At 70.5% G+C, this 20,909-nt stretch carries 19 protein-coding genes and 1 pseudogene; 10 read left to right on the top strand and 10 right to left on the bottom strand.

What is annotated here, in order from left to right; translation table 11 throughout:
* Window positions 1-177: 177 nt before the first annotated feature.
* Window positions 178-1,515, bottom strand: a complete 1,338-nt coding sequence (locus OG599_RS16845) for an MATE family efflux transporter (protein WP_327176791.1) — start codon at window positions 1,513-1,515, stop codon at window positions 178-180.
* A gap of 476 nt (window positions 1,516-1,991) precedes the next feature.
* Here OG599_RS16845 and dnaB point away from each other — a divergent pair, with 476 nt between their 5' ends.
* Both dnaB and OG599_RS16835 read left to right on the top strand, forming a co-directional pair.
* Window positions 1,992-3,458: a replicative DNA helicase gene (dnaB, locus tag OG599_RS16840; RefSeq protein ID WP_327180066.1), complete on the top strand. Its 1,467-nt coding sequence runs from the start codon at window positions 1,992-1,994 to the stop codon at window positions 3,456-3,458.
* A gap of 275 nt (window positions 3,459-3,733) precedes the next feature.
* Window positions 3,734-5,116 (top strand): serine hydrolase domain-containing protein, encoded by a 1,383-nt coding sequence (locus tag OG599_RS16835; protein WP_327176790.1) that lies wholly within the window; start codon window positions 3,734-3,736, stop codon window positions 5,114-5,116.
* A gap of 82 nt (window positions 5,117-5,198) precedes the next feature.
* Here the strand turns inward: OG599_RS16835 and OG599_RS16830 are convergent, their stop codons facing one another.
* Both OG599_RS16830 and OG599_RS16825 read right to left on the bottom strand, forming a co-directional pair.
* Entirely contained in the window at window positions 5,199-5,651 is a 453-nt protein-coding gene (locus OG599_RS16830; protein WP_327176789.1) for a GNAT family N-acetyltransferase, read from the bottom strand.
* Window positions 5,652-5,776: 125 nt separating this feature from the next.
* The gene (locus tag OG599_RS16825; protein ID WP_327176788.1) at window positions 5,777-6,235 is read right to left on the bottom strand and encodes a MarR family winged helix-turn-helix transcriptional regulator; all 459 of its coding nucleotides are present in this window, start codon (window positions 6,233-6,235) and stop codon (window positions 5,777-5,779) included.
* A gap of 138 nt (window positions 6,236-6,373) precedes the next feature.
* Between OG599_RS16825 and OG599_RS16820 the strand changes: the two genes are divergently transcribed.
* Both OG599_RS16820 and OG599_RS16815 read left to right on the top strand, forming a co-directional pair.
* Window positions 6,374-7,585, top strand: a complete 1,212-nt coding sequence (locus OG599_RS16820; RefSeq protein ID WP_327176787.1) for an MFS transporter — start codon at window positions 6,374-6,376, stop codon at window positions 7,583-7,585.
* A gap of 73 nt (window positions 7,586-7,658) precedes the next feature.
* Window positions 7,659-8,087: a GlcG/HbpS family heme-binding protein gene (locus OG599_RS16815; protein WP_327176786.1), complete on the top strand. Its 429-nt coding sequence runs from the start codon at window positions 7,659-7,661 to the stop codon at window positions 8,085-8,087.
* 82 nt (window positions 8,088-8,169) lie between these two features.
* Here the strand turns inward: OG599_RS16815 and OG599_RS16810 are convergent, their stop codons facing one another.
* The gene (locus OG599_RS16810; protein WP_327176785.1) at window positions 8,170-9,066 is read right to left on the bottom strand and encodes a GNAT family N-acetyltransferase; all 897 of its coding nucleotides are present in this window, start codon (window positions 9,064-9,066) and stop codon (window positions 8,170-8,172) included.
* Window positions 9,067-9,589: 523 nt separating this feature from the next.
* Here OG599_RS16810 and OG599_RS16805 point away from each other — a divergent pair.
* Window positions 9,590-10,341, top strand: a pseudogene (locus OG599_RS16805) (globin domain-containing protein); the annotation flags it as partial.
* A gap of 1 nt (window position 10,342) precedes the next feature.
* On the opposite strand, the gene OG599_RS16800 reads toward OG599_RS16805, so the two are convergent.
* The 3 genes from OG599_RS16800 to OG599_RS16790 form a co-directional block, all read right to left on the bottom strand.
* The gene (locus tag OG599_RS16800; RefSeq protein WP_327176784.1) at window positions 10,343-10,822 is read right to left on the bottom strand and encodes an NUDIX hydrolase; all 480 of its coding nucleotides are present in this window, start codon (window positions 10,820-10,822) and stop codon (window positions 10,343-10,345) included.
* A gap of 224 nt (window positions 10,823-11,046) precedes the next feature.
* Window positions 11,047-12,171 (bottom strand): cystathionine gamma-lyase, encoded by a 1,125-nt coding sequence (locus OG599_RS16795; RefSeq protein ID WP_327176783.1) that lies wholly within the window; start codon window positions 12,169-12,171, stop codon window positions 11,047-11,049.
* Between the two features lie 84 nt (window positions 12,172-12,255).
* Window positions 12,256-12,633 carry a phage holin family protein gene (locus OG599_RS16790; RefSeq protein WP_327176782.1) on the bottom strand — a complete coding sequence of 126 codons (378 nt, stop codon included), beginning with the start codon at window positions 12,631-12,633 and terminating at the stop codon, window positions 12,256-12,258.
* Between the two features lie 80 nt (window positions 12,634-12,713).
* Between OG599_RS16790 and OG599_RS16785 the strand changes: the two genes are divergently transcribed.
* The 4 genes from OG599_RS16785 to OG599_RS16770 all read left to right on the top strand — a co-directional run bounded on the left by OG599_RS16785 (window position 12,714) and on the right by OG599_RS16770 (window position 15,107).
* Complete coding sequence (locus OG599_RS16785) at window positions 12,714-13,031, top strand: cupin domain-containing protein (protein WP_327176781.1); 318 nt, start codon at window positions 12,714-12,716, stop codon at window positions 13,029-13,031.
* A 238-nt stretch (window positions 13,032-13,269) separates the two neighbouring features.
* A complete protein-coding gene (locus OG599_RS16780; RefSeq protein ID WP_327176780.1) occupies window positions 13,270-13,491 on the top strand; it encodes a DUF5326 family protein in 222 nt (73 codons plus the stop codon).
* A gap of 306 nt (window positions 13,492-13,797) precedes the next feature.
* Window positions 13,798-14,568: an IclR family transcriptional regulator gene (locus OG599_RS16775; RefSeq protein ID WP_327180065.1), complete on the top strand. Its 771-nt coding sequence runs from the start codon at window positions 13,798-13,800 to the stop codon at window positions 14,566-14,568.
* A 101-nt stretch (window positions 14,569-14,669) separates the two neighbouring features.
* A complete protein-coding gene (locus OG599_RS16770; RefSeq protein WP_266706557.1) occupies window positions 14,670-15,107 on the top strand; it encodes an SsgA family sporulation/cell division regulator in 438 nt (145 codons plus the stop codon).
* 48 nt (window positions 15,108-15,155) lie between these two features.
* On the opposite strand, the gene OG599_RS16765 is transcribed toward OG599_RS16770, so the two are convergent.
* The gene (locus OG599_RS16765) at window positions 15,156-16,487 is read right to left on the bottom strand and encodes a YibE/F family protein (protein ID WP_327176779.1); all 1,332 of its coding nucleotides are present in this window, start codon (window positions 16,485-16,487) and stop codon (window positions 15,156-15,158) included.
* Between the two features lie 196 nt (window positions 16,488-16,683).
* Between OG599_RS16765 and thiC the strand changes: the two genes are divergently transcribed.
* A complete protein-coding gene (gene thiC, locus OG599_RS16760; protein WP_327176778.1) occupies window positions 16,684-18,480 on the top strand; it encodes a phosphomethylpyrimidine synthase ThiC in 1,797 nt (598 codons plus the stop codon).
* Between the two features lie 115 nt (window positions 18,481-18,595).
* On the opposite strand, the gene OG599_RS16755 is transcribed toward thiC, so the two are convergent.
* Together OG599_RS16755 and OG599_RS16750 are read right to left on the bottom strand one after the other, a co-directional pair.
* The gene (locus tag OG599_RS16755) at window positions 18,596-19,459 is read right to left on the bottom strand and encodes a hypothetical protein (RefSeq protein ID WP_327176777.1); all 864 of its coding nucleotides are present in this window, start codon (window positions 19,457-19,459) and stop codon (window positions 18,596-18,598) included.
* Between the two features lie 183 nt (window positions 19,460-19,642).
* Window positions 19,643-20,785 (bottom strand): metallophosphoesterase, encoded by a 1,143-nt coding sequence (locus tag OG599_RS16750; protein ID WP_442809683.1) that lies wholly within the window; start codon window positions 20,783-20,785, stop codon window positions 19,643-19,645.
* Window positions 20,786-20,909 lie beyond the last annotated feature (124 nt).

Here is a 20,909-nt window from a genome sequence, read left to right as displayed (position 1 = left end):
TCAGTGAGGTCGTTTCAGTGACGTCGCTTCAATGAGCTCGTTTCACGTGAAACATGGCCTTCTGCGGAAGGGTCGGCTGTTTCACGTGAAACGTGGCCTTTCGGCTCCAGGCCCCTGTCTCACTGAGCAGCCCTTGAGCTCTGAGCAGCCCTTGAGCTCCGCCCCCTGGCCTCCGGGTCAGCGGGTGGCGCCGGTGACGACCCAGCGTCCCGAGCGGGCGCGCAGCCAGAGGGTGATCAGCCGGACGGCCATCATCAGGTCCATGGCCCACCAGAGTGCGGTGAGACCGCCGCCGAGGGTGGGGATCAGCAGCGCGACCGGTGCGAAGACGGCCAGGGTGACGAGCATGGCCAGCGCCAGGTAGCGCCCGTCACCGGCGCCCATGAGTACGCCGTCCAGGATGAAGACCACGCCCGCGATCGGCTGGGAGACCGCCACCACCAGCAGTGCGGGCAGCAGGGTGTCGCGTACGGAGGAGTCGCTGGTGAAGAGCGGGATGAAGAGGGGCCGCGCGACCACGATGAGCACCCCGAGTACCACCCCTGCGGCGAGGCCCCACTCCACCATTCGACGACACGCCTCACGCGCACCCTTCGCGTCGTCGGCGCCGAGATAGCGCCCGATGATCGCCTGGCCGGCGATGGCGATGGCGTCCAGGGCGAAGGCGGTCAGAGTCCAGAGCGAGAGGACGATCTGGTGAGCCGCGATGTCCACGTCGCCGAGACGGGCGGCGACCGCGGTGGCGATGACCAGCACCGCACGCAGCGAGAGAGTGCGGATCAGCAGCGGGACCCCGGCCTGGGCGTTCGCACGGATGCCCGCCGCGTCGGGGCGGAGCGATGCCTTGTGCCGACGGGCTCCCCGGACGACCACGGTCAGGTAGGCGGCGGCCATGCCCAGCTGCGCGATCACGGTGCCCCAGGCGGACCCCGCGATGCCGAGGCCCGCGCCGTAGACCAGGACCGCGTTGAGGATGGCGTTGGCGGAGAAGCCACCGATGGCGACGTAGAGCGGGGTGCGGGTGTCCTGGAGTCCGCGCAGCACCCCGGTCGCCGCCAGCACGACGAGCATGGCCGGTATCCCGAGCGTCGAGATGCGGAGATAGGTCGTCGCGTACGGGGCCGCCGTCGAGGAAGTGCCGAAGGCGTCGACGATCCATGGGGCGGTGGGGAGAACGGCGGCGACCACCAGGGCGCCGAGGAGCAGAGCGAGCCAGATGCCGTCCATGCCCTGCCGGATCGCGGAGGCGAGATCGCCCGCGCCGAGGCGGCGGGCGACAGCGGCCGTGGTGGCGTAGGCGAGGAAGACGAAGACGCTGACGGCGGTCGACAGGAGAGCGGCGGAAACGCCGAGCCCGGCCAGTTGCCGGGTGCCGAGGTGGCCCACGATCGCGCTGTCCACCATGAGGAAGAGGGGCTCGGCCACGAGTGCGCCGAAGGCGGGCACGGCGAGCGAGATGATCTCTCGGTCGTGCCGTCGGCGACCGGATGCGGTTGTCGCGAGGGCCTTGGTCATGAGAGCCAATCCAATCTTCCACAGGTAATACATGCAAGCCCTTTCTGATCCTTACTTTTCCAGGGCCTGTGTGCTGGGCCACGCGCCGTTCGCGATGATCTTGAGCGAAGCGGGAAAGTTTTTCTCCCCCACAGTCCGTGGACGGAAAAAACCCAGGTCAGAGGTGTGCGCACGCCGATGCTATGAGTTTGTCCACAGCGCTGTCCCCCGGTCCGTGCACAGGATCGGCGGACTTCTCCACAGCATCTGGTCCGTCGTCCACATGCCCTGTGGATAACCGGATTGGCTGACGGTGCGGAGCGGCCTACCGTGGACCGTCGCCCGTACTCCGACCGTGCCCTCGAACGCGTTGAAATCGAAGCGCCGGAAGCGGAGTCGGGTGTCCTGTTTGTCGGTGCCGTGCCGTAAGAAAGAGTGGCATGGCTAGGTCCGCGAAGCGGACGGGAGGAGGTGGCCCGGTGAGCATTCCCGAGCCTTTGGACGAGCCCTGGGCCGACGTCGGTCCCAGTGACCGGCTGCCTGTCTCCCGCCAGCGTCGCGGTGAGCGCGGTGAGCGCGGCGGACGGGACGACCAGCACGACCGGGGCCGCGACAGCGGCTGGGACTCGGGCTCTCCGGGGTTCGAGCGGGTTCCCCCGCAGGACCTGGATGCCGAGCAGTCGGTGCTCGGCGGCATGCTGCTCTCCAAGGACGCCATCGCGGAGGTCGTGGAGGTCATCAAGGGGCACGACTTCTACCGCCCCGCCCACGAGACCGTCTTCACGGCCATCCTCGATCTCTACGCCAAGGGTGAGCCGGCCGACCCGATCACGGTCGCCGCCGAGCTGGTCCGGCGCGGCGAGATCACCAAGGTCGGCGGCGCTCCGTACCTCCACACCCTCGTCCAGTCGGTGCCGACCGCGGCGAACGCCTCGTACTACGCCGAGATCGTCCATGAGCGTGCCGTCCTGCGCCGCCTGGTCGAAGCGGGTACGAAGATCACACAGATGGGCTACGCGGCCGACGGAGACGTCGACGAGATCGTCAACTCCGCCCAGGCCGAGATCTACGCCGTCACCGAGCAGCGCACCAGCGAGGACTATCTGCCGCTCGGCGACATCATGGAGGGGGCGCTCGACGAGATCGAGGCGATCGGCTCCCGCAGCGGGGAGATGACCGGTGTCCCCACCGGGTTCACCGATCTCGACGCGCTGACCAACGGCCTGCACCCCGGTCAGATGATCGTCATCGCCGCCCGTCCCGCCATGGGTAAGTCGACCCTGGCGCTGGACTTCGCCCGTGCCTGCTCGATCAAGGGCAACCTTCCGAGCGTGATCTTCTCCCTGGAAATGGGGCGGAACGAGATCGCGATGCGTCTGCTCTCGGCGGAGGCACGGGTGGCGCTGCACCACATGCGCTCGGGCACGATGACGGACGAGGACTGGACGCGACTGGCCCGGCGGATGCCGGACGTGTCGGCGGCCCCGCTGTACATCGACGACTCGCCCAACCTCTCCATGATGGAGATCCGGGCGAAGTGCCGTCGTCTGAAGCAGCGCAACGACCTGAAGCTGGTAGTCATCGACTACCTCCAGCTGATGCAGTCCGGTGGCGCCAAGCGCGCCGAGAGCCGCCAGCAGGAGGTCTCGGACATGTCCCGAAACCTCAAGCTCCTCGCGAAGGAACTGGAGCTCCCGGTGATCGCGCTCTCCCAGCTGAACCGAGGGCCCGAGCAGCGGACGGACAAGAAGCCGATGGTCTCCGACCTCCGTGAGTCCGGCTCCATCGAGCAGGACGCCGACATGGTCATCCTGCTGCACCGTGAGGACGCGTACGAGAAGGAATCGCCCCGCGCCGGCGAGGCGGACCTGATCGTCGCCAAGCACCGTAACGGCCCCACCGCGACGATCACGGTGGCCTTCCAGGGGCACTACTCGCGCTTTGTGGACATGGCGCAGACCTGATCCGACGCTGTCGGTTCCCGGACCGGGCGAGGGAAGGCCGGAGGTGCGCACCTCGCTGACCGGGCTCATCACCGCCACCCGGGCCCACGAGGGTTCGTCCGTGCCAGATCCACGCGCCCAGATCCACGTGCCCAGACCCACGCGCCCTGACCCGGGCGCCCTGCCTGGTGCACGTGCTCCGGCTCGCGTACGTGCTCCGACCGGTGTGCGGGCCCGGGCGCCTCGGCGCGGAATCGAGTCGCGGGGCGGCGCCGTTCTCGACCATTCTTCGTTCCATGACGTCATGGAACGAAGAACTGCTGCCGGCCACCCGCCGGGCCCTGCTGCACCGCACCGCGACCGCCCAGCGGGAAGGGCGCACCCCCTCGATGGTGGCCGGGGTGCTCCGGGACGGGCGGATCGGCTGGAGCGGGGGGCGCAGTTGTGTCGACGGACATGAGCCGGACAGCGGCACTCAGTACCGGATCGGCTCGATCACCAAGACCTTCACGGCAGTCCTGGTGCTCCGGCTGAGGGACGAGGGGCTGCTCGATCTGGACGACCAGGTGGAGAGGCACCTGCCGGGCTCCGGAGTCGGAGGCGTGAGCATCCGTCAGCTCCTCGGCCACGGAGCCGGGCTCACCGCCGAGACCCCGTCGCCGTGGTGGGAGCGGACGCCCGGGGAGACCCGCCCGGACCTGGCCGCCGTCCTCGGCGAGCAGCCCGTCCGGCACCCGGCCGGTCTCCGGCATCACTACTCGAACCCCGGCTACACCGTGCTCGGTTCGCTCGTCGAGGCCGTACGCGGGGACTCCTGGGAGGCGCTGCTGCGGCGCGAGATCCTGGAGCCGCTGGGGATGCGTCGTACGAGCGTGGGGCCCCAGGCTCCGCACGCGGGAGGCTGGGCCGTGCACCCCTGGGCCGACGTGATGTTGCCCGAGCCGAGCCACGATCTGGGGCTGATGGCCCCGGCCGGGCAGCTCTGGTCGACCGTGGGGGACCTGCTCACCTTCGCCGGTTTCCTCGCCGAGGGGGACGACCGGGTCCTGAGCGCCGCCTCGGTCCGGGAGATGCGGGCTCCCTCGGTGCCGCTCGAAAACGGTGACTGGACGGGTACGTACGGGCTCGGGCTCCAGGTCGTCCGCAGGGACGGGCGCACCCTGTTCGGGCATTCCGGCTCACTGCCCGGGTTCCTGGCCTGTCTCTGGGTGTGCGCGGAGGACGACGTGGCCGCCGTGGTGCTCACCAACGCGACCTCCGGGCCGCCCATCACCGAGGTGGCCCAGGACCTCGTGCGGATCGTCGCGGAGGCGGAGCCCCGTATCCCAGAGCCCTGGCGCCCGCTGCCCGAGGTCGACCAGGAGCTGCTGGCCCTGACGGGGCCCTGGTACTGGGGCACCCAGCGGTACGTGGTGAAGCTGCTCGACGACCGCGATCTGGAGCTTGCTCCGCTGGCGGGGTCCGGCCGGGGTGCGACGTTCCGGGCGGAGCGGGACGGCAGTTGGACCGGGCTCAGCGGGTACCACGCGGGGGAGAGGCTGCGGATCGTACGGAGCGACGACGGCTCAGTGGCCCACCTGGACCTGGGCTCCTTCGTCTTCACCCGTGAGCCGTACGACCCGGCGGCGGCCATCCCTGGCGGTGTGGACCCGGAGGGCTGGCGCGGGCTGGCCCGCTGAGGGTCGTGTCCGGTCCGCCCCATCCGGTCCGGCGTTTCACGTGAAACGCCGGACCGTGGGGGTCCGGCAGTGAACGGCCTTATCAGAGCGCGAGTTTGAATCCCAGGTGACTCGGGGTGAAGCCGAGACGTTCGTAGAAGCGGTGCGCGTCCGTCCGGGTCGCGTCGGAGGTCAGCTGGACCAACTGGCACTCCTGGCGCCGGGATTCGTCCACGGCCCACTGGATCAACCGGGTGCCGAGACCGTTGCCCCGCTCCTCGCTGTGCACCCGGACGCCCTCGATGACGGAACGGGTGGCGCCACGCCGCGACAGGCCGGGGATGACGGTGAGCTGGGCCGTGCCCACTACCCGGTCGCCCCGTACGGCGACCATCAGATGCTGGTTGGCATCGTCTGCGAGCCGGCGGTACGCCTTCTCGTACGGTGAGAGGTCGTCGGGCGACTCGCGGTGCGCGCCCAGGGGATCATCGGCGAGCATCGAGACGATGGCCGGGACGTCGGCCAAGGTCGCGGGCCGTATCAGCAGTTCCGTCATGATCGGCACCCTACGCAGCGCGTCCCGCGAGGAACACGGCTCCCCGGCGCGGGCGGCGCCTCTGATCAGCGGGAAAGCGCCTACGCCGGGGCCTTGAGTCCTCCAGTCGCCCTGCGGAAGAGTGCCTACGCCGGGACCTTGAGCCCCTCGACCGCCCTGACGAGCGGCGCCAGTTCGGGGTGCTCGGCCGCTTCGTCCAGAGCGGCTCGCAGCGCGGTGTCATTGGTGGGCCGGGCCTCGGTGAGCAGGGTGAGGCCCGCTTCGGTCACGTCGGTGTAGATGCCCCGCCGGTCCGTGTCGCAGAGATACCGGGTGAGCAGTCCCCTGTCCTCCAGGCGGGTCACCAGGCGCGTGGTGGCGCTCTGGCTCAGCACGACCGCGTCGGCCACCTGCTTCATCTGGAGATGGCCGCCCGGGCCCTGGTGCTGCCGGCTGAGGACGTCCAGCAGGGAGTACTCGCGGACGCTGAGGTCGTGACCGGACTGCAGGGCCCGCTCGATGTGCGCCTCGATCCTTCCGTGCAGCAGGGAAAGAGCGCACCACCCCTGGGACAGGGCGGTCATGGCGGGGTCCGTGGCGGTCATCGTCTCTCCTCCGTGCGGGAGCTGCTTGCCTCCAGGATAGGGGACGCATGCAATAGCCCGCGCTTGCAATTAACCAGCGGCTGCAATTATTGTCGACGCTTGTAAGGCGCAGACGCAATCTTCAGGAGAGGTGAACCCATGCCGCTAGCGCTTCTCGCCCTCGCCATCGGGGCTTTCGGAATCGGGACCACCGAGTTCGTGATCATGGGGCTGCTCCCCGAGGTGGCCGCGGACTTACAGGTGTCCATCCCGACCGCGGGCTTCCTGGTCACGGGGTACGCGCTCGGCGTGGTCGTGGGCGCCCCGCTCATGACGCTGCTGGGCACCAAGGTCAGCCGCAAGCGCATGCTGATGCTGCTGATGGGCCTCTTCATCATCGGCAACGTCGTGTCCGCCCTGGCCCCGGTCTTCGGCGTCATGATCGTCGGACGGGTGATCGCCTCGCTCGCCCACGGAGCCTTCTTCGGCATCGGATCGGTCGTCGCGGCCGACCTGGTGGCCCCGCAGAAGAAGGCCGGTGCCATCGCCATGATGTTCACCGGACTCACCGTCGCCAACGTGGTCGGTGTTCCGCTGGGCACGTACATCGGTCAGACGGCCGGCTGGCGGGTCACCTTCCTCGTGGTAGCCGCCCTCGGTGTGCTCGGCCTGCTCGGCGTGGCGAAGCTCGTGCCGGAGCAGCCCCGCCCCGACGGAGTACGGCTCCGTCATGAGCTGGCGGCCTTCCGGAACGTGCAGGTCCTGCTGGCCATGGCCATGACGGTGCTGGGTTTCGGCGGCGTCTTCGCCGCGATCACCTACATCACCCCGATGATGACCGGGATCGCCGGTTTCGCGCCGTCCTCGGTCACCTGGCTGCTGGTCCTCTTCGGGATCGGCATGGTGGTCGGCAACCTGCTGGGCGGGAAGTTCGCGGACCGGCGTCTGATGCCGATGCTCTTCGTCACGCTCGGGGCGCTCGCCGTCGTGCTGGCCCTGTTCACCGTGACCGCGCACAACAAGGTCGCCGCGGCCGTCACCGTCGTCCTCATCGGCGCCCTGGGATTCGCCACCGTGCCGCCCCTGCAGAAGCGGGTGCTGGACCAGGCGTCGGGAGCTCCGACGCTGGCCTCGGCGGTCAACATCGGCGCCTTCAACCTGGGCAACGCGCTCTCCGCCTGGCTCGGCGGCATGGTGATCGCGGCCGGCTTCAGCTACACCGCGCCCAACTGGGTCGGCGCCGCACTCGCGGGAGGCGCCCTGATCCTCGCCGTCGTCTCCAGCCTCCTGGAGCGCCACCAGGCAGAGGGCGGCCGGATCGTCGCCTCCCATACCCCCGAACCGGCCGCCGCGACCGCTGCCCGGTCCTGACTCACCCCCTCCGGGCGGTCCCCACGGCTGCCCGCACCCCCCATCACCAACACGGATAACGCAGGAGAACCCCATGAGCACCACCACCCGCACCGCCGTCGCGCCGCTCACCATCGAGGACGCGGAGGCCCTGATCGAGGCGGTCCGTACCGCCGCCGAGGCGGCCGGCGTCGCCGGCGCCGTCACCGTGCTCGACGCGGGCGGGCACCTGCTCGCCTTCCGCCGGGACGACCGCGCCGTCCTCATCGCGGGCGAGACCAGCACCCGCAAGGCCTACACCGCCCTGCAGCTGAACTCCCCCACGGCCGACCTCGTGGACGCCGTCCAGCCCGGCGGGATCTTCCACTCGCTCACCACCGCGCTCGACCGCCCGCTGCTCTTCATCGCGGGCGGCGTGCCGGTGCACCGTGACGGTCGGCTGATCGGTGCCGTGGGTGTCGGCGGCGGTGCCCCCGAGCAGGACCACGCGTTCGCCACCGGCGCCGTGGCTTCGCTGGTCTGACGGTTCTCCCTGACGCCCCGACGCCCCGCTGCCGGTAGGGCCGCGGGGCGTCGCGGCACCCGCAGGCTGCGGGGCCGTCGGGTCAGCCGGTCGCGACGGTCAGCGGCGCGAACCTGCGGCTCCAGTCGCCGGGCGCGTCCTCGCACCCTCTGGTCATCACTGCCGTACGGGACACGGCGGCCAAGCCGTGCGCAGCGAGCCAGCCGCGCAGTTCGGTGTGGCGGGTGTCGATCTCCGCCCGCAGCACGAGGTCCGTCTCCGAGGCGAGCGAGGCCACCAGCGCCTTCGCTGTGTCCGTGTCCGGTGCGACGAGCGGCCCGATCACATGGCTCCCGTCGCTCGGCCAGAGTGCGGCGAACCCCACCAGCTCGCCGGCCCGCTCGGCGACCCGGAAGTGGTCCGAGAAGGCGGGCAGCCGGGCGAGCATCTGCGTCCGCTCGGCCCCGAAGACCGGGGCGTCGAGCGCGATGATCGCCGGGAGATCCCGGGCCGTCGCCCGACGCGTCGTCGGGGCGGACGAGCCGTGCGCCCCTTCGGGCACCTGTGCTGGGGCGTTCTCCGGCAGGAACCGTCCGACGGACCGTTCCACACTCCCCACGGTGGTGAAGCCGAGCCCTTCGTAGAGGGGTCGTCCCTGATCCGTCGCGAAGAGGGTCAGCGGGGTCTCTCCGTTTTCCGCGAAGACATGAAGGACCAGACGGCGGCCCAGACCCTGCCGTGCGAACCGCTCCGCGACCAGCATCATGCCGAGCGCCGCGTGCGACGGCGCGTAGGAGGTCACCACGCAGGCGGCCGCCAGCCCCTTCCCGGCGGGGTCGTCGATGCCGTACGCCGTACCCGCCCCGAGGAGCAGGCCCCATCGGTGTTCGTCCCGGGGCCAGCCCCGGTCCTCGCTGAGATCCGCACAGGCGACCAGGTCGCCCCGGGTGAGGTGCCGGATGGGCAGGTCGTCGGGCAGGCCGTGCCGGATGGTGGGCATGGAAGCCAGGCTCTCCGACATCGAGGCGGCCCGTCCACCGTTTTGTCTCTTCCTTCGCCAAGGTTTTCCGCGCCTGTTCCGGGCGGCTCGCCGTCCGTACGCCTTCCGGCACGGAGCCGGCCGCCGGTGCGGGGGTGTGCGGGCACCTTGGCGTGGTGCCCGCGACCCGTGTTTCACGTGAAACACGGGCCACGGGGCACCGGCCGTGAAACGAGCCGGAATTCCCGTTATACGTCCGTTGTGCCGAAGGATTCGGCAGACTGCGGACCGGGGAGCCGCGAACCGTGTCGGGCCAGTCAGTCGACCGATGGACAGTTCGAGGCGAGGCACAGTCATGGATGCTCCGACCAGTAATCCGGCTGCCGGATCCCCGCAGCCGTCCACCGCACCCCCGCCGCCCCGTGCGCGACGGGCCGCCACACGGCGGGCCGCCGGCTCCCGAGGCTCCACCCCTCCGCGGGACGGCACTCCGTCCGCCGACGCGGTACTGATCCGACGGAATCTGGCGGAGATCGGCCCGAGCGCCGACCGGGCCACGGCGTACTTCTACGCGGTGCTCCTCCTGCACCGCCCCGAACTGCGCGAGATGTTCCCTGCCGCCATGGACGTACAGCGCGAGCGGCTCTTCCGCGCTCTGCTGACCGCCGCCGACCGCTTCGACGACCGGGTGGCGCTGACCGCACACCTCTCGGAGCTGGGGAGGGGGCACCGCCGGCATGGCACGCACCCCACGCACTACCCCGCCCTCGGGGAAGCCCTGCTGGGCGGTCCGGGCGGGCTGGGTCTCCCGGGCCCTGGTCCACCGGGCCGAGCCGGGGGGATGTGCTGCGGCTCGGTGCCCCGGCGGGGACGATGACGGTCGACCACACCACGCACACCGCGCTGCTCTGCCTCGGCGGCGGTACCGGCATGGCACCCGTCAGGGCGCTGGTGGAGGACGTCGCCGAACACGGCGACCGCCGACGCGTCGACGTCTTCTGCGGGGCCCGCGGCGAGCACGACCTCTGCGACCGCGACACCATGCTGCGGCTCCAGCGGACCTACTCCTGGCTCGCCGTGCACCCGGTGGTCTCCGACGGCCCGACGCGCGGCCGGACCGGTGAGATCCCGGAAGCGGTACGGGAGACGGGGCCGTGGAACGAACGGGACGCCTATCTGGCGGGTCCGCCCGGAATGATCCGCAGCGGGGTGCGGGCCCTGCGGGACGCGGGAGTGCCGCCGGAGCGCATCCACCACGACCCGGTCGAGGAACCGGTGCTGCCCGGCCCGGCCTGAATCAGCCCAAGTCGGGCGCGTGCATGGCCCGCACGCCCTCGATGTTGCCGTCCAGGTAGTGGCGGAGCGAGAGGGGGACGAGGTGGACGGCGGCGATCCCGACCCGGCTGAAGGGGATCCGGACGATCTCGTACTCCCCGGTGGGGGCCTCGATCTCGGGGCCGTGGCGTTTCGAGAGGTCCATCGAGGCCAGCCTGCAGACGAAGAAGTGCTGGACCTTCACCCCCGCCGCCCCGCCGTCGGCGATGTGCTCGACGGTGTCGACGAAACAGGGCACCACGTCGACGATCTTGGCGCCCAGCTCCTCGTCGATCTCGCGGTGCAGGGCGTCGACGACGGTCGCGTCCTCGGGTTCGACCCCGCCGCCGGGCGTCACCCAGTAGGGGTCGACCCCCGGCTTGGTCCGCTTGATCAGGACGAGTCGGTCGCCGTCCAGCAGGATGGCGCGTGCGGTGCGCTTGACCACAGGGCGTTCGGTCATGGCAAGAGAGTGGCCCGCCGACACCCTTCTGAAACTCCCGGCGGCCCGTTGGCGGGGCGGCGGGCGGCAGCATCCGCCCGCCGTCCGGACGCGCCCGCGCCGTACCGGGAGGCACCCACCGGCACGCTCCCGGAGATCCCAAAGGTCCCGGCGCGCACGGAGAAGTCCCTCCGCACGCACCGGGGCCCGGGCCGGCGCGCGCCGCCGGTCAGCCGGTCAGCCGGTCAGCGGGTGGCCGCGTCCAGGGCTTGCGCCACGTCGGCGAGCAGGTCCTCCGGGTCCTCGGCGCCGACCGAGAAGCGGACGAAGCCCTCGGAGACCGCGTCGCCGCCCCAGCGCCCGCGCCGCTCCGCGGTGGACCGCAGACCGCCGAAGCTCGTGGCGTCGTCGACCAGCCGCAGCGCCTCCAGGAAGCGTTCGGCGGTCTCCCGGTCGGCCAGCTCGAACGAGACCACGGAGCCGAAGCGCCGCATCTGCCGCACGGCGACGGGGTACGAGGGGTCGGAGGGAAGCCCCGGGTAGCGCAGCCCGGTCACCTCGGCGCGCTTGGTGAGCGCCTCGGCCAGGGTCAGCGCGGTGGAGCACTGGCGCTCGATGCGCAGCTGGAGCGTGGCGAGCGAGCGGTGCGCGAGCCAGGCCTCCATGGGGCCGGGGATCGCGCCGACCACCTTGCGCCAGCGGCGAACCCCCGCGGCGAGGCCGGCGTCGCGGCAGGTCACGTGGCCGAGCAGGATGTCGCCGTGGCCGGTCATGCCCTTGGTGTCGCTGGCCACCGCGAAGTCGGCGCCCAGCTCCAGGGGCCGCTGGCCGATCGGCGTCGCGAGGGTGTTGTCGACGGCCACCAGGGTGCCGCCCGCGTGAGCAGCCTCGACCAGCTTGCGGACGTCGCAGACGTCCAGGCCCGGGTTGGACGGGGTCTCGATCCAGAGCAGCTTGGCCCCTTCGAGGGCGGCCAGTTGGGCGTCGCCGCCGGTGGGCGCGGTGCGGACCTCCACGCCGTACGCCTCCAGCTGCTCCCGTACGAGCGGCAGCGCCTGGTAGCCGTCGTTCGGCAGGACGACGATGTCGCCCGCGCGGGTCTGGGAGAAGAGGACGGCCGAGATCGCGGCCATGCCGGAGGCGAAGACGGTCGTCACGACCTCCTCCCCCGGCGCTTCCAGCTCACCTATGGCCTTCTCCAGGTGCGTCCACGTCGGGTTGGTCTCCCGGCCGTAGGTGTACGGCCCGACCGGCTCTCCCGAGAGGTGGAAGTGCGCGGCGAAGACCGGCCCGGGAAGAGTGGGCTCGTACTGCTGCGGCTCGGGGAGACCCGCCCGTACCGCCCGCGTTCCGTCGCCGATGCTGCTCATGGTGCGCTCCTTGCTTCCTTCCCGGGCCGTCGCCGGTGCTTGTATGCACTTTCTCAGCCCGGGAGCGAAGCCCGTCGGGGTGTCTCAGTCCTCGTCGGGGAGGACGACGTGCAGGGCCCAGGAGACGACGGAGACGATCAGGCCGCCCAGCACGGCCGTCCAGAAGCCGTCCACGTGGAAACTCAGGTCGACCGCTCCGGCCAGCGACGAGGTCAGCTTCAGCATGAGGGCGTTGACGACCAGGGTGATCAGACCCAGGGTGAGGATGAAGAGCGGCAGCGTGAGGAGCTTGACCACCGGCTTGACGAGGAAGTTGACCAGGCCGAAGAGGAGCGCGACCAGGACGAGGGTGAGGACCTTCCGACCGGTGCCCGTGCCGGTCAGCGTGATGTCCTGGAGCAGCCAGATGGCCACCGCCAGAGCGGCCGCGTTGGCGGTCGTCTTGACTACGAAATTCTTCATGTGTCTGATCGTGGCAGACACCGACCACGGGGTACACCGTCCCTACGGGAACCCGGACGACCATGAGGGGCGCACCGCGCATGAAGGCATTCAGGCTCGACGAGCTGGAAGCGGAACGAGCCGCCAACGACGGCGCCTACCTGCAGTTCATCCGCGAGCGGAACATGTCCGTGGGGCTGTACGCGCTGGACGCCGGCTCCCTCGATCCGCAGAGTCCGCACGGCCAGGACGAGGTGTACCTCGTCGTCAGCGGGCGCGCGTCGATCACCGTCGGCATGGAGACGACCCAGGTGGGCCGGGGAAGCGTCGTGTACGTGCCGGCCGGGGTGGCCCACAAGTTCCACCACATCACCGAGGACCTGCGCGTCATGGTGGTCTTCTCCCCGCCGGAGGCCTGAACCGCAGAAGCCTGAACCGCAGAAGCCTGATCCGCAGTGCCTTGATCCGGAGACGCCCGATTCGGAGGCCTGTCCGGGCGCGGGACCCTAGGGGATCGATCAGGGGAGTCCGGGGGATGCGGACCGCCCGTCGCCCCTCTCGCCGCTCTAGCATCGGTGTCGGTGACCGGGAGGCCGGGGACCGGGACCGGGAACCCCCGGTCCGGCGGGGCAGGGACACGAGAGACGAGGTAGGACGATGGCGGTCCGGGAGATATTCGCGGGTATGCCCTGGTGGGTGAAGTGGATCGCGGTGCCGGTGATCGCGATCGCCGTGTTCGGCGGGCTGATCGCCAGCGTGGTGACCTTCGTGGTCACCCTGCTCTTCAAGCTGCTGCTGTTCGTCGTCCTCGTCGGCGGTCTGATCTTCGTCGTACGGAAGTTCTTCTCCTCCTCCTCGGGCTCCCGGCGCGACTGGTAGGCGCGGACCGGCGACGCCGGCGCCCCGCCCGACCCACTGCCCTCCGAGGTGGCCACGTCGGCGTGATGATCACGGAGAGTGGCGTGGATTAGCCCGGCAGAGCTAAGCGAGGCCAGAAACCGCCCCACGAATGGCCCCTGCGGCTACAGTGACGGTTCGCTGCCGCCGCCTGGGAAAATAACTGTCCGTCACCATCCTGACCAATGGTTCCGCGACAGTCGAGCGTGTGCCCCGGGCTCGCGGCACGCCCGTGGGGGCGGCCTCCACGGGAGGGCTGACCGCCCGTCACCATGCCTGGGGGTGACCGTGACCACGGCATCGACCACCACTGTCCCGACGCTGATCGGTTCGGTCCAGCGGGCCCTGAGACTGCTGGAGGCGGTGGGCGCCCATCAGGACGGCGCTCCCGCCAAGCAGCTCGCGCGGGAAGCGGGGCTGCCCTTGCCGACGACCTACCATCTGCTGCGCACCCTGGCCCACGAGGGCTACCTGCGGCGGGAGAACGGTGTCTTCGTCCTCGGTGCCGCCGCCGAGCGGATGTCCGGCCGGGCGGCCGAGGAGAGCAGGCGCGGCAGGCTCAACGACTCCCTCGCGCGCTGGTGCGACGAGTTGGGGGCCCCGGTGTACTGCGCCGTCTATCGCGAGGGCGAGATCGAGCTGGTCGCCGTGGCGGACTCCGCCGAGACGCCGGCCGTGGACGAGTGGGCCCCCTTCGCCGAGACCGGGCACGCCCACGCGCTGGGCCAGTGTCTGCTCGGGCAGCTCGACGAGAAGGCGCGGGAGGACCATCTGCTCCGCCATCCGGTGCGTCCGCTGACCCGTTACTCAGTGCGAGATCGCCCGGTCCTACTTGAGCGATTGCGTTCGATGGAGCGTATGAAACCTGTCATTGAGCGACAGGAGTACGCACTCGGAACGGTCTGCGCCGCCATCCCCATCACCGCAGGTTCGGCCGTCGCCGCAATGGCCATTTCTCTACCCCTGGACCGCCAGGACCAGTTGCTCCCCGCAGTCGAACAACTACGTGGCGAAGTGGCACGGCTCTTGCGTTCGTTCGTGTTCTCTATCAGTATCTGAAAAATCACTCCTTGTGATCTGCTATCGCGTGCACCACGATGGCGTCAATAGGGCCATGGGGGATCATTCCTGGCCAGATTCATCTACTGCGGGGTTGAACGATGCGCGAGTCGGTTCAAGCAGAGGTCATGATGAGTTTCCTCGTCTCGGAGGAGCTCTCGTTCCGTATTCCGGTGGAGCTCCGTTACGAGGTGAGCGATCCGTACGCGATCCGTATGACCTTCCACCTGCCGGGTGATGCCCCGGTCACCTGGGCTTTTGGCCGTGAGCTCCTGCTCGACGGCCTCAACAGTCCCAGCGGCGACGGTGATGTGCACATCGGTCCAACCGAGCCCGAGGGGCTCTGCGACGTGCACATCCGGCTCCAGGTCGGCGCGGACCGGGCGCTGTTCCGGGCCGGTACGGCGCCGCTCGTGGCGTTCCTGGACCGGACGGACAAGCTGGTGCCACTGGGGCAGGAGCACACGCAGGGTGACTTCGACGGCAACCTCGAAGAGGCGCTCGGAAGGATCCTCGCCGAGGAGCAGAACGCGGGCTGACAGTCTGTCAGCCCGTTGGTCTTTGGGCCCTCCCGCGCTCTCTCACGCTCACTTCTTGCGGCGTCGGCCCCTCCCGGTCCGTACGGGTGCAGGAGCTCCGGCTTCCGCGCCGAGCCCTGTGCGGTCCGCGGACACCACCAGAGCGGCGAGCGCCGTCGTGACGGGCACCGAGGCGACCAGTCCGATCGAGCCGACGAGTGTACGGACGATCTCCTCGGCCACCAGCTCGCTGTTGGCGACCGTGCCCACACTGCTCTGCGCGATGGAGAACAGCAGCAGCAGGGGCAGCGCCGCGCCCGCGTACGCGAGCACCAGGGTGTTGACCACCGAGGCGATGTGGTCGCGCCCGATCCTGATGCCCGCTCCGTAGAGCCCGCGCGCCCCCATGGTCGGGTTCGCCTGGTGAAGCTCCCACACCGCCGACGTCTGGGTGACCGTCACGTCGTCCAGGACCCCGAGCGAACCGATGATGACACCGGCCAGGAGCAGACCGCTCATGTCGATGTCGGGATAGAGGCCGTGGATCAGGCCGGTGTTGTCGTCGGTGTTGCCGGTCAGCCCCGCCCAGTCGATGAAGACCGAGCCCAGCAGCCCGATCAGCAGCAGCGAGATCAGCGTGCCGATCACCGCCACCGAGGTGCGCGCCGTCACCCCGTGGCAGGTGTACAGCGCGATGAGCATGATCGCGCTCGCCCCGACCACCGCCACCAGCAGTGGGTTGGACCCCTGCAGGATCGCCGGGAGGATGAACAGCGTCAGTACCGCGAAGGACACGGCGAGCGCCACGAGCGCCATCACCCCGCGCAGCCGCCCCACCACCACGACGGCGACGGCGAAGATCCCGGCCAGCAGCGCCATCGGCAGCTTCCGGTCCACGTCGGTGACCGAGTACTGCAGGTCGTGCGGCGCGTCCGGCGCGTACGCGAGGACCACCCCCTGACCCTCGCTCAACTGCCGCGAGGCTTCGGGCTGGACGATCTCGGCGAAGGTGCGGCCCTGGTCCTTGCCGCTGGTCACCTCGATGGTGGCCTTCTTGCAGTCGCCCTCGTCCTCGGCGGCCGCGCCCGGGCCGGAGGCGGCCGACGTGCCACCCGTTGCCGGTACTTGGGCGGCGTTGACGTCCGCGCAGTTCACCCGCTCCACCTTCACCACCTTCCCCTGCTCGGTCTGCCGGTCGAAGCCCACACCGGTGCGCTCGTGCGCGGGAGTGCCGCCGGGCCAGAGCACCGCCAGGCCGACGACCACCGCCGCGGCGAAGGGGATCAGCACGCATGCGATGACCTTGCGCAGATGGGTCGAGACGGGTGCCGCGGGGCCATGGCTGTGCGTATGGCCGTGTGAGGGGTCCTGGGGTTCTGGATGGTCCTGGGAGGAGGTCACCGGGCGATCATCGCAAGAACGGGGGAGGCCCCCTGGTCAGCACGGCCGGGCGGGCGCTAGCGTGGTGGCACCTTTGCACACGCGGGAGCTCGGAGCACCGGGCTGAGAGGGCGCTGACCTCGTGAATCCTCACGGGACACGCTGCGCCGACCGCCGAACCTGTTACCGGGTAATGCCGGCGTAGGGAGTAGGTCTCATGACCACATCGGACGCACGCACGCCTGCCTCCACGACGCACGAGAGCGTCGGGGCGGGCAAGTCCATCGGCTGGCACAAGGGGTACGTCGAGGGCTCGCGCCCCGGCCTCCGGGTGCCGGTCCGTCAGGTGCACCTGACCAACGGCAAGGACGTGACGCTCTACGACACGTCCGGTCCGTACACCGATCCCGCCGTCACCACCGATGTCCGCCGCGGCCTCGCCTCCGTGCGTGGTGGCTGGATCGAGGGCCGGGGGGACACCGAGGAGTACGAGGGGCGCCCGGTCCGTCCGGAGGACGACGGCCGCTCGCCCGCCTCGCGCGACGGGCTGCGCAACCTCGACGCGCTCTTCCCCGGCGGGGTCCGCGCCCCCCGGCGCAGCCGCGACGGACGCCCCGTCACCCAGCTCGCTTACGCCCGGCGGGGGGAGGTCACCCCGGAGATGGAGTACGTCGCGATCCGCGAGAACGTCGACCCCGAGGTCGTACGTGAGGAGATCGCGGCCGGCCGGGCGGTGCTGCCGGCCAATGTGAACCACCCGGAGACCGAGCCGATGATCATCGGTAAGCGGTTCCTGGTGAAGGTGAACGCCAACATCGGCAACTCGGCCGTGACCTCCTCCATCGAGGAGGAGGTGGACAAGATGACCTGGGCGACGCGGTGGGGCGCCGACACGGTCATGGACCTGTCCACCGGCCGCAACATCCACACCACCCGCGAGTGGGTGCTCCGCAACTCGCCCGTGCCCATCGGCACCGTCCCGCTCTACCAGGCCCTCGAGAAGGTCGACGGCCGGGCGGAGGAGCTGACTTGGGAGATCTACAAGGACACGGTCATCGAGCAGGCCGAGCAGGGCGTGGACTACATGACGGTGCACGCCGGCGTGCGCCTGCCGTACGTCCCGCTCACGGCGCGCCGCAAGACCGGCATCGTCTCCCGGGGTGGCTCGATCATGGCGGCCTGGTGCCTCGCGCACCACAAGGAGTCGTTCCTCTACGAGAACTTCGAGGAGCTCTGCGAACTCCTGGCGACGTACGACGTGACGTACTCGCTCGGGGACGGGCTGCGGCCCGGGTCCATCGCCGACGCCAACGACGAGGCGCAGTTCGCCGAACTGCGCACCCTCGGCGAGCTCAACACGATCGCCAAGCGGTACGGCGTGCAGACGATGATCGAGGGGCCGGGACACGTCCCGATGCACAAGATCAAGGAGAACATCGACCTTCAGCAGGAGATCTGCGAGGAGGCGCCGTTCTACACCCTCGGCCCGCTGACCACCGACGTCGCGCCGGCGTACGACCACATCACCTCCGGGATCGGCGCGGCGATGATCGCCTGGTGGGGCACGGCGATGCTCTGCTACGTGACGCCCAAGGAGCACCTGGGGCTTCCCGACCGGGACGACGTGAAGACCGGGGTCATCACCTACAAGATCGCGGCCCACGCCGCGGACCTGGCCAAGGGGCACCCGGGCGCGCAGGAGTGGGACGACGCGCTGTCGGACGCACGGTTCGAGTTCCGCTGGGAGGACCAGTTCAACCTGGCGCTCGACCCGGACACGGCCCGCGCGTTCCACGACGAGACGCTGCCCGCCGAACCGGCGAAGACGGCGCACTTCTGCTCGATGTGCGGGCCGAAGTTCTGCTCGATGAAGATCAGCCGGAGCATCACCGAGCAGTTCGCGCCGGATCTGGCGCCGTCCGCCTCCGAGGAGGAGATCGAGGCGGGGATGCTGGCGAAGTCGAAGGAGTTCGCGGCGTCCGGCGGGCGGGTCTACCTGCCGCTGGCCGACTGAGCGGACCCCGTGCACGCGGGTGGCGTCGGCCCCCATGGGGCCGGCGCCACCCGGGGCGGCGGCACGGGCCCGGGACTGACTTCAGGAGGGGCTGGCCTCAGGCCCGGGGCCGGTATCAGGGTGCGGAGCCGTCCCGGTTCGGACTGCCGAATCCCGGACCGTCGAATCCCGGACTGTCGAAGTCCGGGCTGCTGAAGTCCGGGCTGGTGAAGGACGGCCGGGGGCTCTGGCGCGAACCGTCCTGCGGGTTCGAGAAGTCCGGGCTGCTGTACCCGATCTTCGGGATGCGGTTCGGCGACGGCCGGGGGACGCGGGCGGCCGGTGCGGCGGTCGGGTCGTCCAGCGCGTCGCGGAGGAACGGGAGGATGCCGCGTTCCAGCAGCGCGTGGCGCCAGGCCTCCCTGGCCCGGGCCACCTCCTCCGGCACCTCCGCGTCCTCCTCCAGGCCGGCGGCCGGATCGTCGGTGCCGTTGCGCAGCGCCGTGACCAGCAGGCCGACGGCGGCGGCGAGGATCGCCAGCGCGGTGAGCGCGGCGAAGAGCCAGCCCGCAGTGACCATCGGTCCCGCGACGGCCAGGGACGAGCTCACCGCCTGGAGGAGGTAGCCGACCACCAGGAAGATCACCGCTGCGGAGCCCGCGAGGAGCGGGGCGAGCACGGTGACGACGGCGCCGACCCCCACGCGCTCGCCGGCCGTCCCCGGTGGGACCCGGACCTCGTCGGGGTCCTGGTCGGCGTCGCCGGTGGGGACGCGGAGTTCGCCGCGCGCCTTCACGTAGTGCTCGTACTCGGTGGCGGCGGCCGCGGTGATCAGCGCGGTGGCGCTCAGCGCCATGGTCCGCAACTGCTCCCGGTTGAGCCGCTCGCCGACTCCGTCCAGATCCGGCCGCTCGTGCGCGTGGCGCAGCGCGTCGCCGAGGATCCGTTCGTACTCGGGCCCGTCTTCGGCCAGCAGGTGCGGAGCGCTTGTCATCTGCATCCCCCGATGCTCCGTGGCGCCCGATCACCCGCACATGACGGGGCATTCCGGACGAAACGGAGGAGAGCCTGCTACTGATACGCCGATGGTAGAGCGCCCAGGGCGAGGGGTGACAGGTTGTTTCCGGAAAAAGGCCCGCCGACCGCGAACGATCAGGTCGACGGAGCCCTACCCGGTGGACCGTCAGTCATGCAGGGGGAGTTGGGCGACCAGTAGCCTTCCGGCCATGGTCACGCCGCCGTCCATGGCGATGGCCAGCCCGTCCGCGTACACGTGCGGTCCGAGCACCACCGGACCGGCGTTGTTCTCGCCGTCCTCCGACCCGACCTCGCCCAGGAGGTACGGAATGGGGCTGTGGCCGTGGACGACCCGCCGGCCGCCGTACGCGGCCATCAGCTCGCGTACCGCCTGCGCGCCGCCGTCGTCCCGGAACGCGAACCGCTTGGTGAGCTTGCGGAACAGGTCCCAGCACTCGTCCGCGTCGTTACGGGTGAGGATGGCGTGGACCGTGTCGTTGACGTCCTCGATGGTCGCCCCGTAGTCGAGGTAGGCCGTCGTGTCGGAGTGCATCAGCAGATGCCCGTCCTCCTCCACGACCGCGTCCAGCCGGGACATCCACTGGAGGTGGACGTCGCGCAGCCGATCCATGTCGTGCTTCTGGCCGCCGTTGAGCAGCCAGGCGGCCTGGAAGGTGGCGGTGCCCGCGCCGGAGTTCACCGGGGTGTCCGCGAACCGCTTCGCGCCGATGAGCAGCAGCTCGTGGTTGCCCATCAGCGCCTTGCAGTAGCCGCCCGCGGCGGCGGCCTCGGCCGAGAGCTGCATGACCAGATCGATGACCCCGATGCCGTCGGGGCCCCGGTCCGTGAAGTCGCCGAGGAACCAGAGCCGGGCGTTGCCCGCCGACCAGTTGCCGTTGACGTCGATGAGGCCCTGGTCGGCGAGGGCGGCCTTCAGTTCGTCGAGGTAGCCGTGCACGTCGCCGACGACGTAGAGCGGGCCCGGCCCGTCCGCCCCGCCGGGGCCCGTGTCCGGTACGGGGGCCACGACGGGCACCCCGGCCGGGGTGATCACGGGCAGATCGCGCTCGGTCGGCGTGTAGCCCTCCGGCACGCCGCCGTCGGGCAGCGCGTTGCCGGGGTGCGCGAAGCCGTCGGGCAGCGCGTTGCCGGGTTGTACGTCGCCGGGGTGCGCGAGCGCACCCTCCGGATGCGGCTCCGCCCCGGGCACGGGCGTTCGCGCGTACGGCGGTACGCGGAAGTCGCGCAACGTCGCCGTACGCACCACGGGTTCCTGACCGGCCCCCTGAGTCATCGACCCCTCCACCACCGTCGCGCCGCCGTACACCTGACGGGCCCTGCCTGGTAGAGGTCGGTCCGCGGTGTCGTGCGCCCATCATAGGAACGCGGATCGCCCCGTGTGACGCACCAGGGGCGGTGAATCCGGGCGGGTG

The organism is Streptomyces sp. NBC_01335 (assembly GCF_035953295.1).
Taxonomy (GTDB): domain Bacteria; phylum Actinomycetota; class Actinomycetes; order Streptomycetales; family Streptomycetaceae; genus Streptomyces.
The sequence above is the reverse complement of the archived record's forward strand: the minus strand, read 5'-3'. Positions and strand labels throughout refer to the sequence as shown.

Bases quoted from the DNA above. Each gene is read 5' to 3' on its own strand.
- OG599_RS16845 (WP_327176791.1), bottom strand. From the start codon at position 1,515: ATGACCAAGGCCCTCGCGACAACCGCATCCGGTCGCCGACGGCACGAC.
- OG599_RS16835 (WP_327176790.1), top strand. From the start codon at position 3,734: ATGACGTCATGGAACGAAGAACTGCTGCCGGCCACCCGCCGGGCCCTG.
- OG599_RS16830 (WP_327176789.1), bottom strand. From the start codon at position 5,651: ATGACGGAACTGCTGATACGGCCCGCGACCTTGGCCGACGTCCCGGCC.
- OG599_RS16825 (WP_327176788.1), bottom strand. From the start codon at position 6,235: ATGACCGCCACGGACCCCGCCATGACCGCCCTGTCCCAGGGGTGGTGC.
- OG599_RS16820 (WP_327176787.1), top strand. From the start codon at position 6,374: ATGCCGCTAGCGCTTCTCGCCCTCGCCATCGGGGCTTTCGGAATCGGG.
- OG599_RS16815 (WP_327176786.1), top strand. From the start codon at position 7,659: ATGAGCACCACCACCCGCACCGCCGTCGCGCCGCTCACCATCGAGGAC.
- OG599_RS16810 (WP_327176785.1), bottom strand. From the start codon at position 9,066: ATGCCCACCATCCGGCACGGCCTGCCCGACGACCTGCCCATCCGGCAC.
- OG599_RS16800 (WP_327176784.1), bottom strand. From the start codon at position 10,822: ATGACCGAACGCCCTGTGGTCAAGCGCACCGCACGCGCCATCCTGCTG.
- OG599_RS16795 (WP_327176783.1), bottom strand. From the start codon at position 12,171: ATGAGCAGCATCGGCGACGGAACGCGGGCGGTACGGGCGGGTCTCCCC.
- OG599_RS16790 (WP_327176782.1), bottom strand. From the start codon at position 12,633: ATGAAGAATTTCGTAGTCAAGACGACCGCCAACGCGGCCGCTCTGGCG.
- OG599_RS16785 (WP_327176781.1), top strand. From the start codon at position 12,714: ATGAAGGCATTCAGGCTCGACGAGCTGGAAGCGGAACGAGCCGCCAAC.
- OG599_RS16780 (WP_327176780.1), top strand. From the start codon at position 13,270: ATGGCGGTCCGGGAGATATTCGCGGGTATGCCCTGGTGGGTGAAGTGG.
- OG599_RS16770 (WP_266706557.1), top strand. From the start codon at position 14,670: ATGCGCGAGTCGGTTCAAGCAGAGGTCATGATGAGTTTCCTCGTCTCG.
- thiC (WP_327176778.1), top strand. From the start codon at position 16,684: ATGACCACATCGGACGCACGCACGCCTGCCTCCACGACGCACGAGAGC.
- OG599_RS16755 (WP_327176777.1), bottom strand. From the start codon at position 19,459: ATGCAGATGACAAGCGCTCCGCACCTGCTGGCCGAAGACGGGCCCGAG.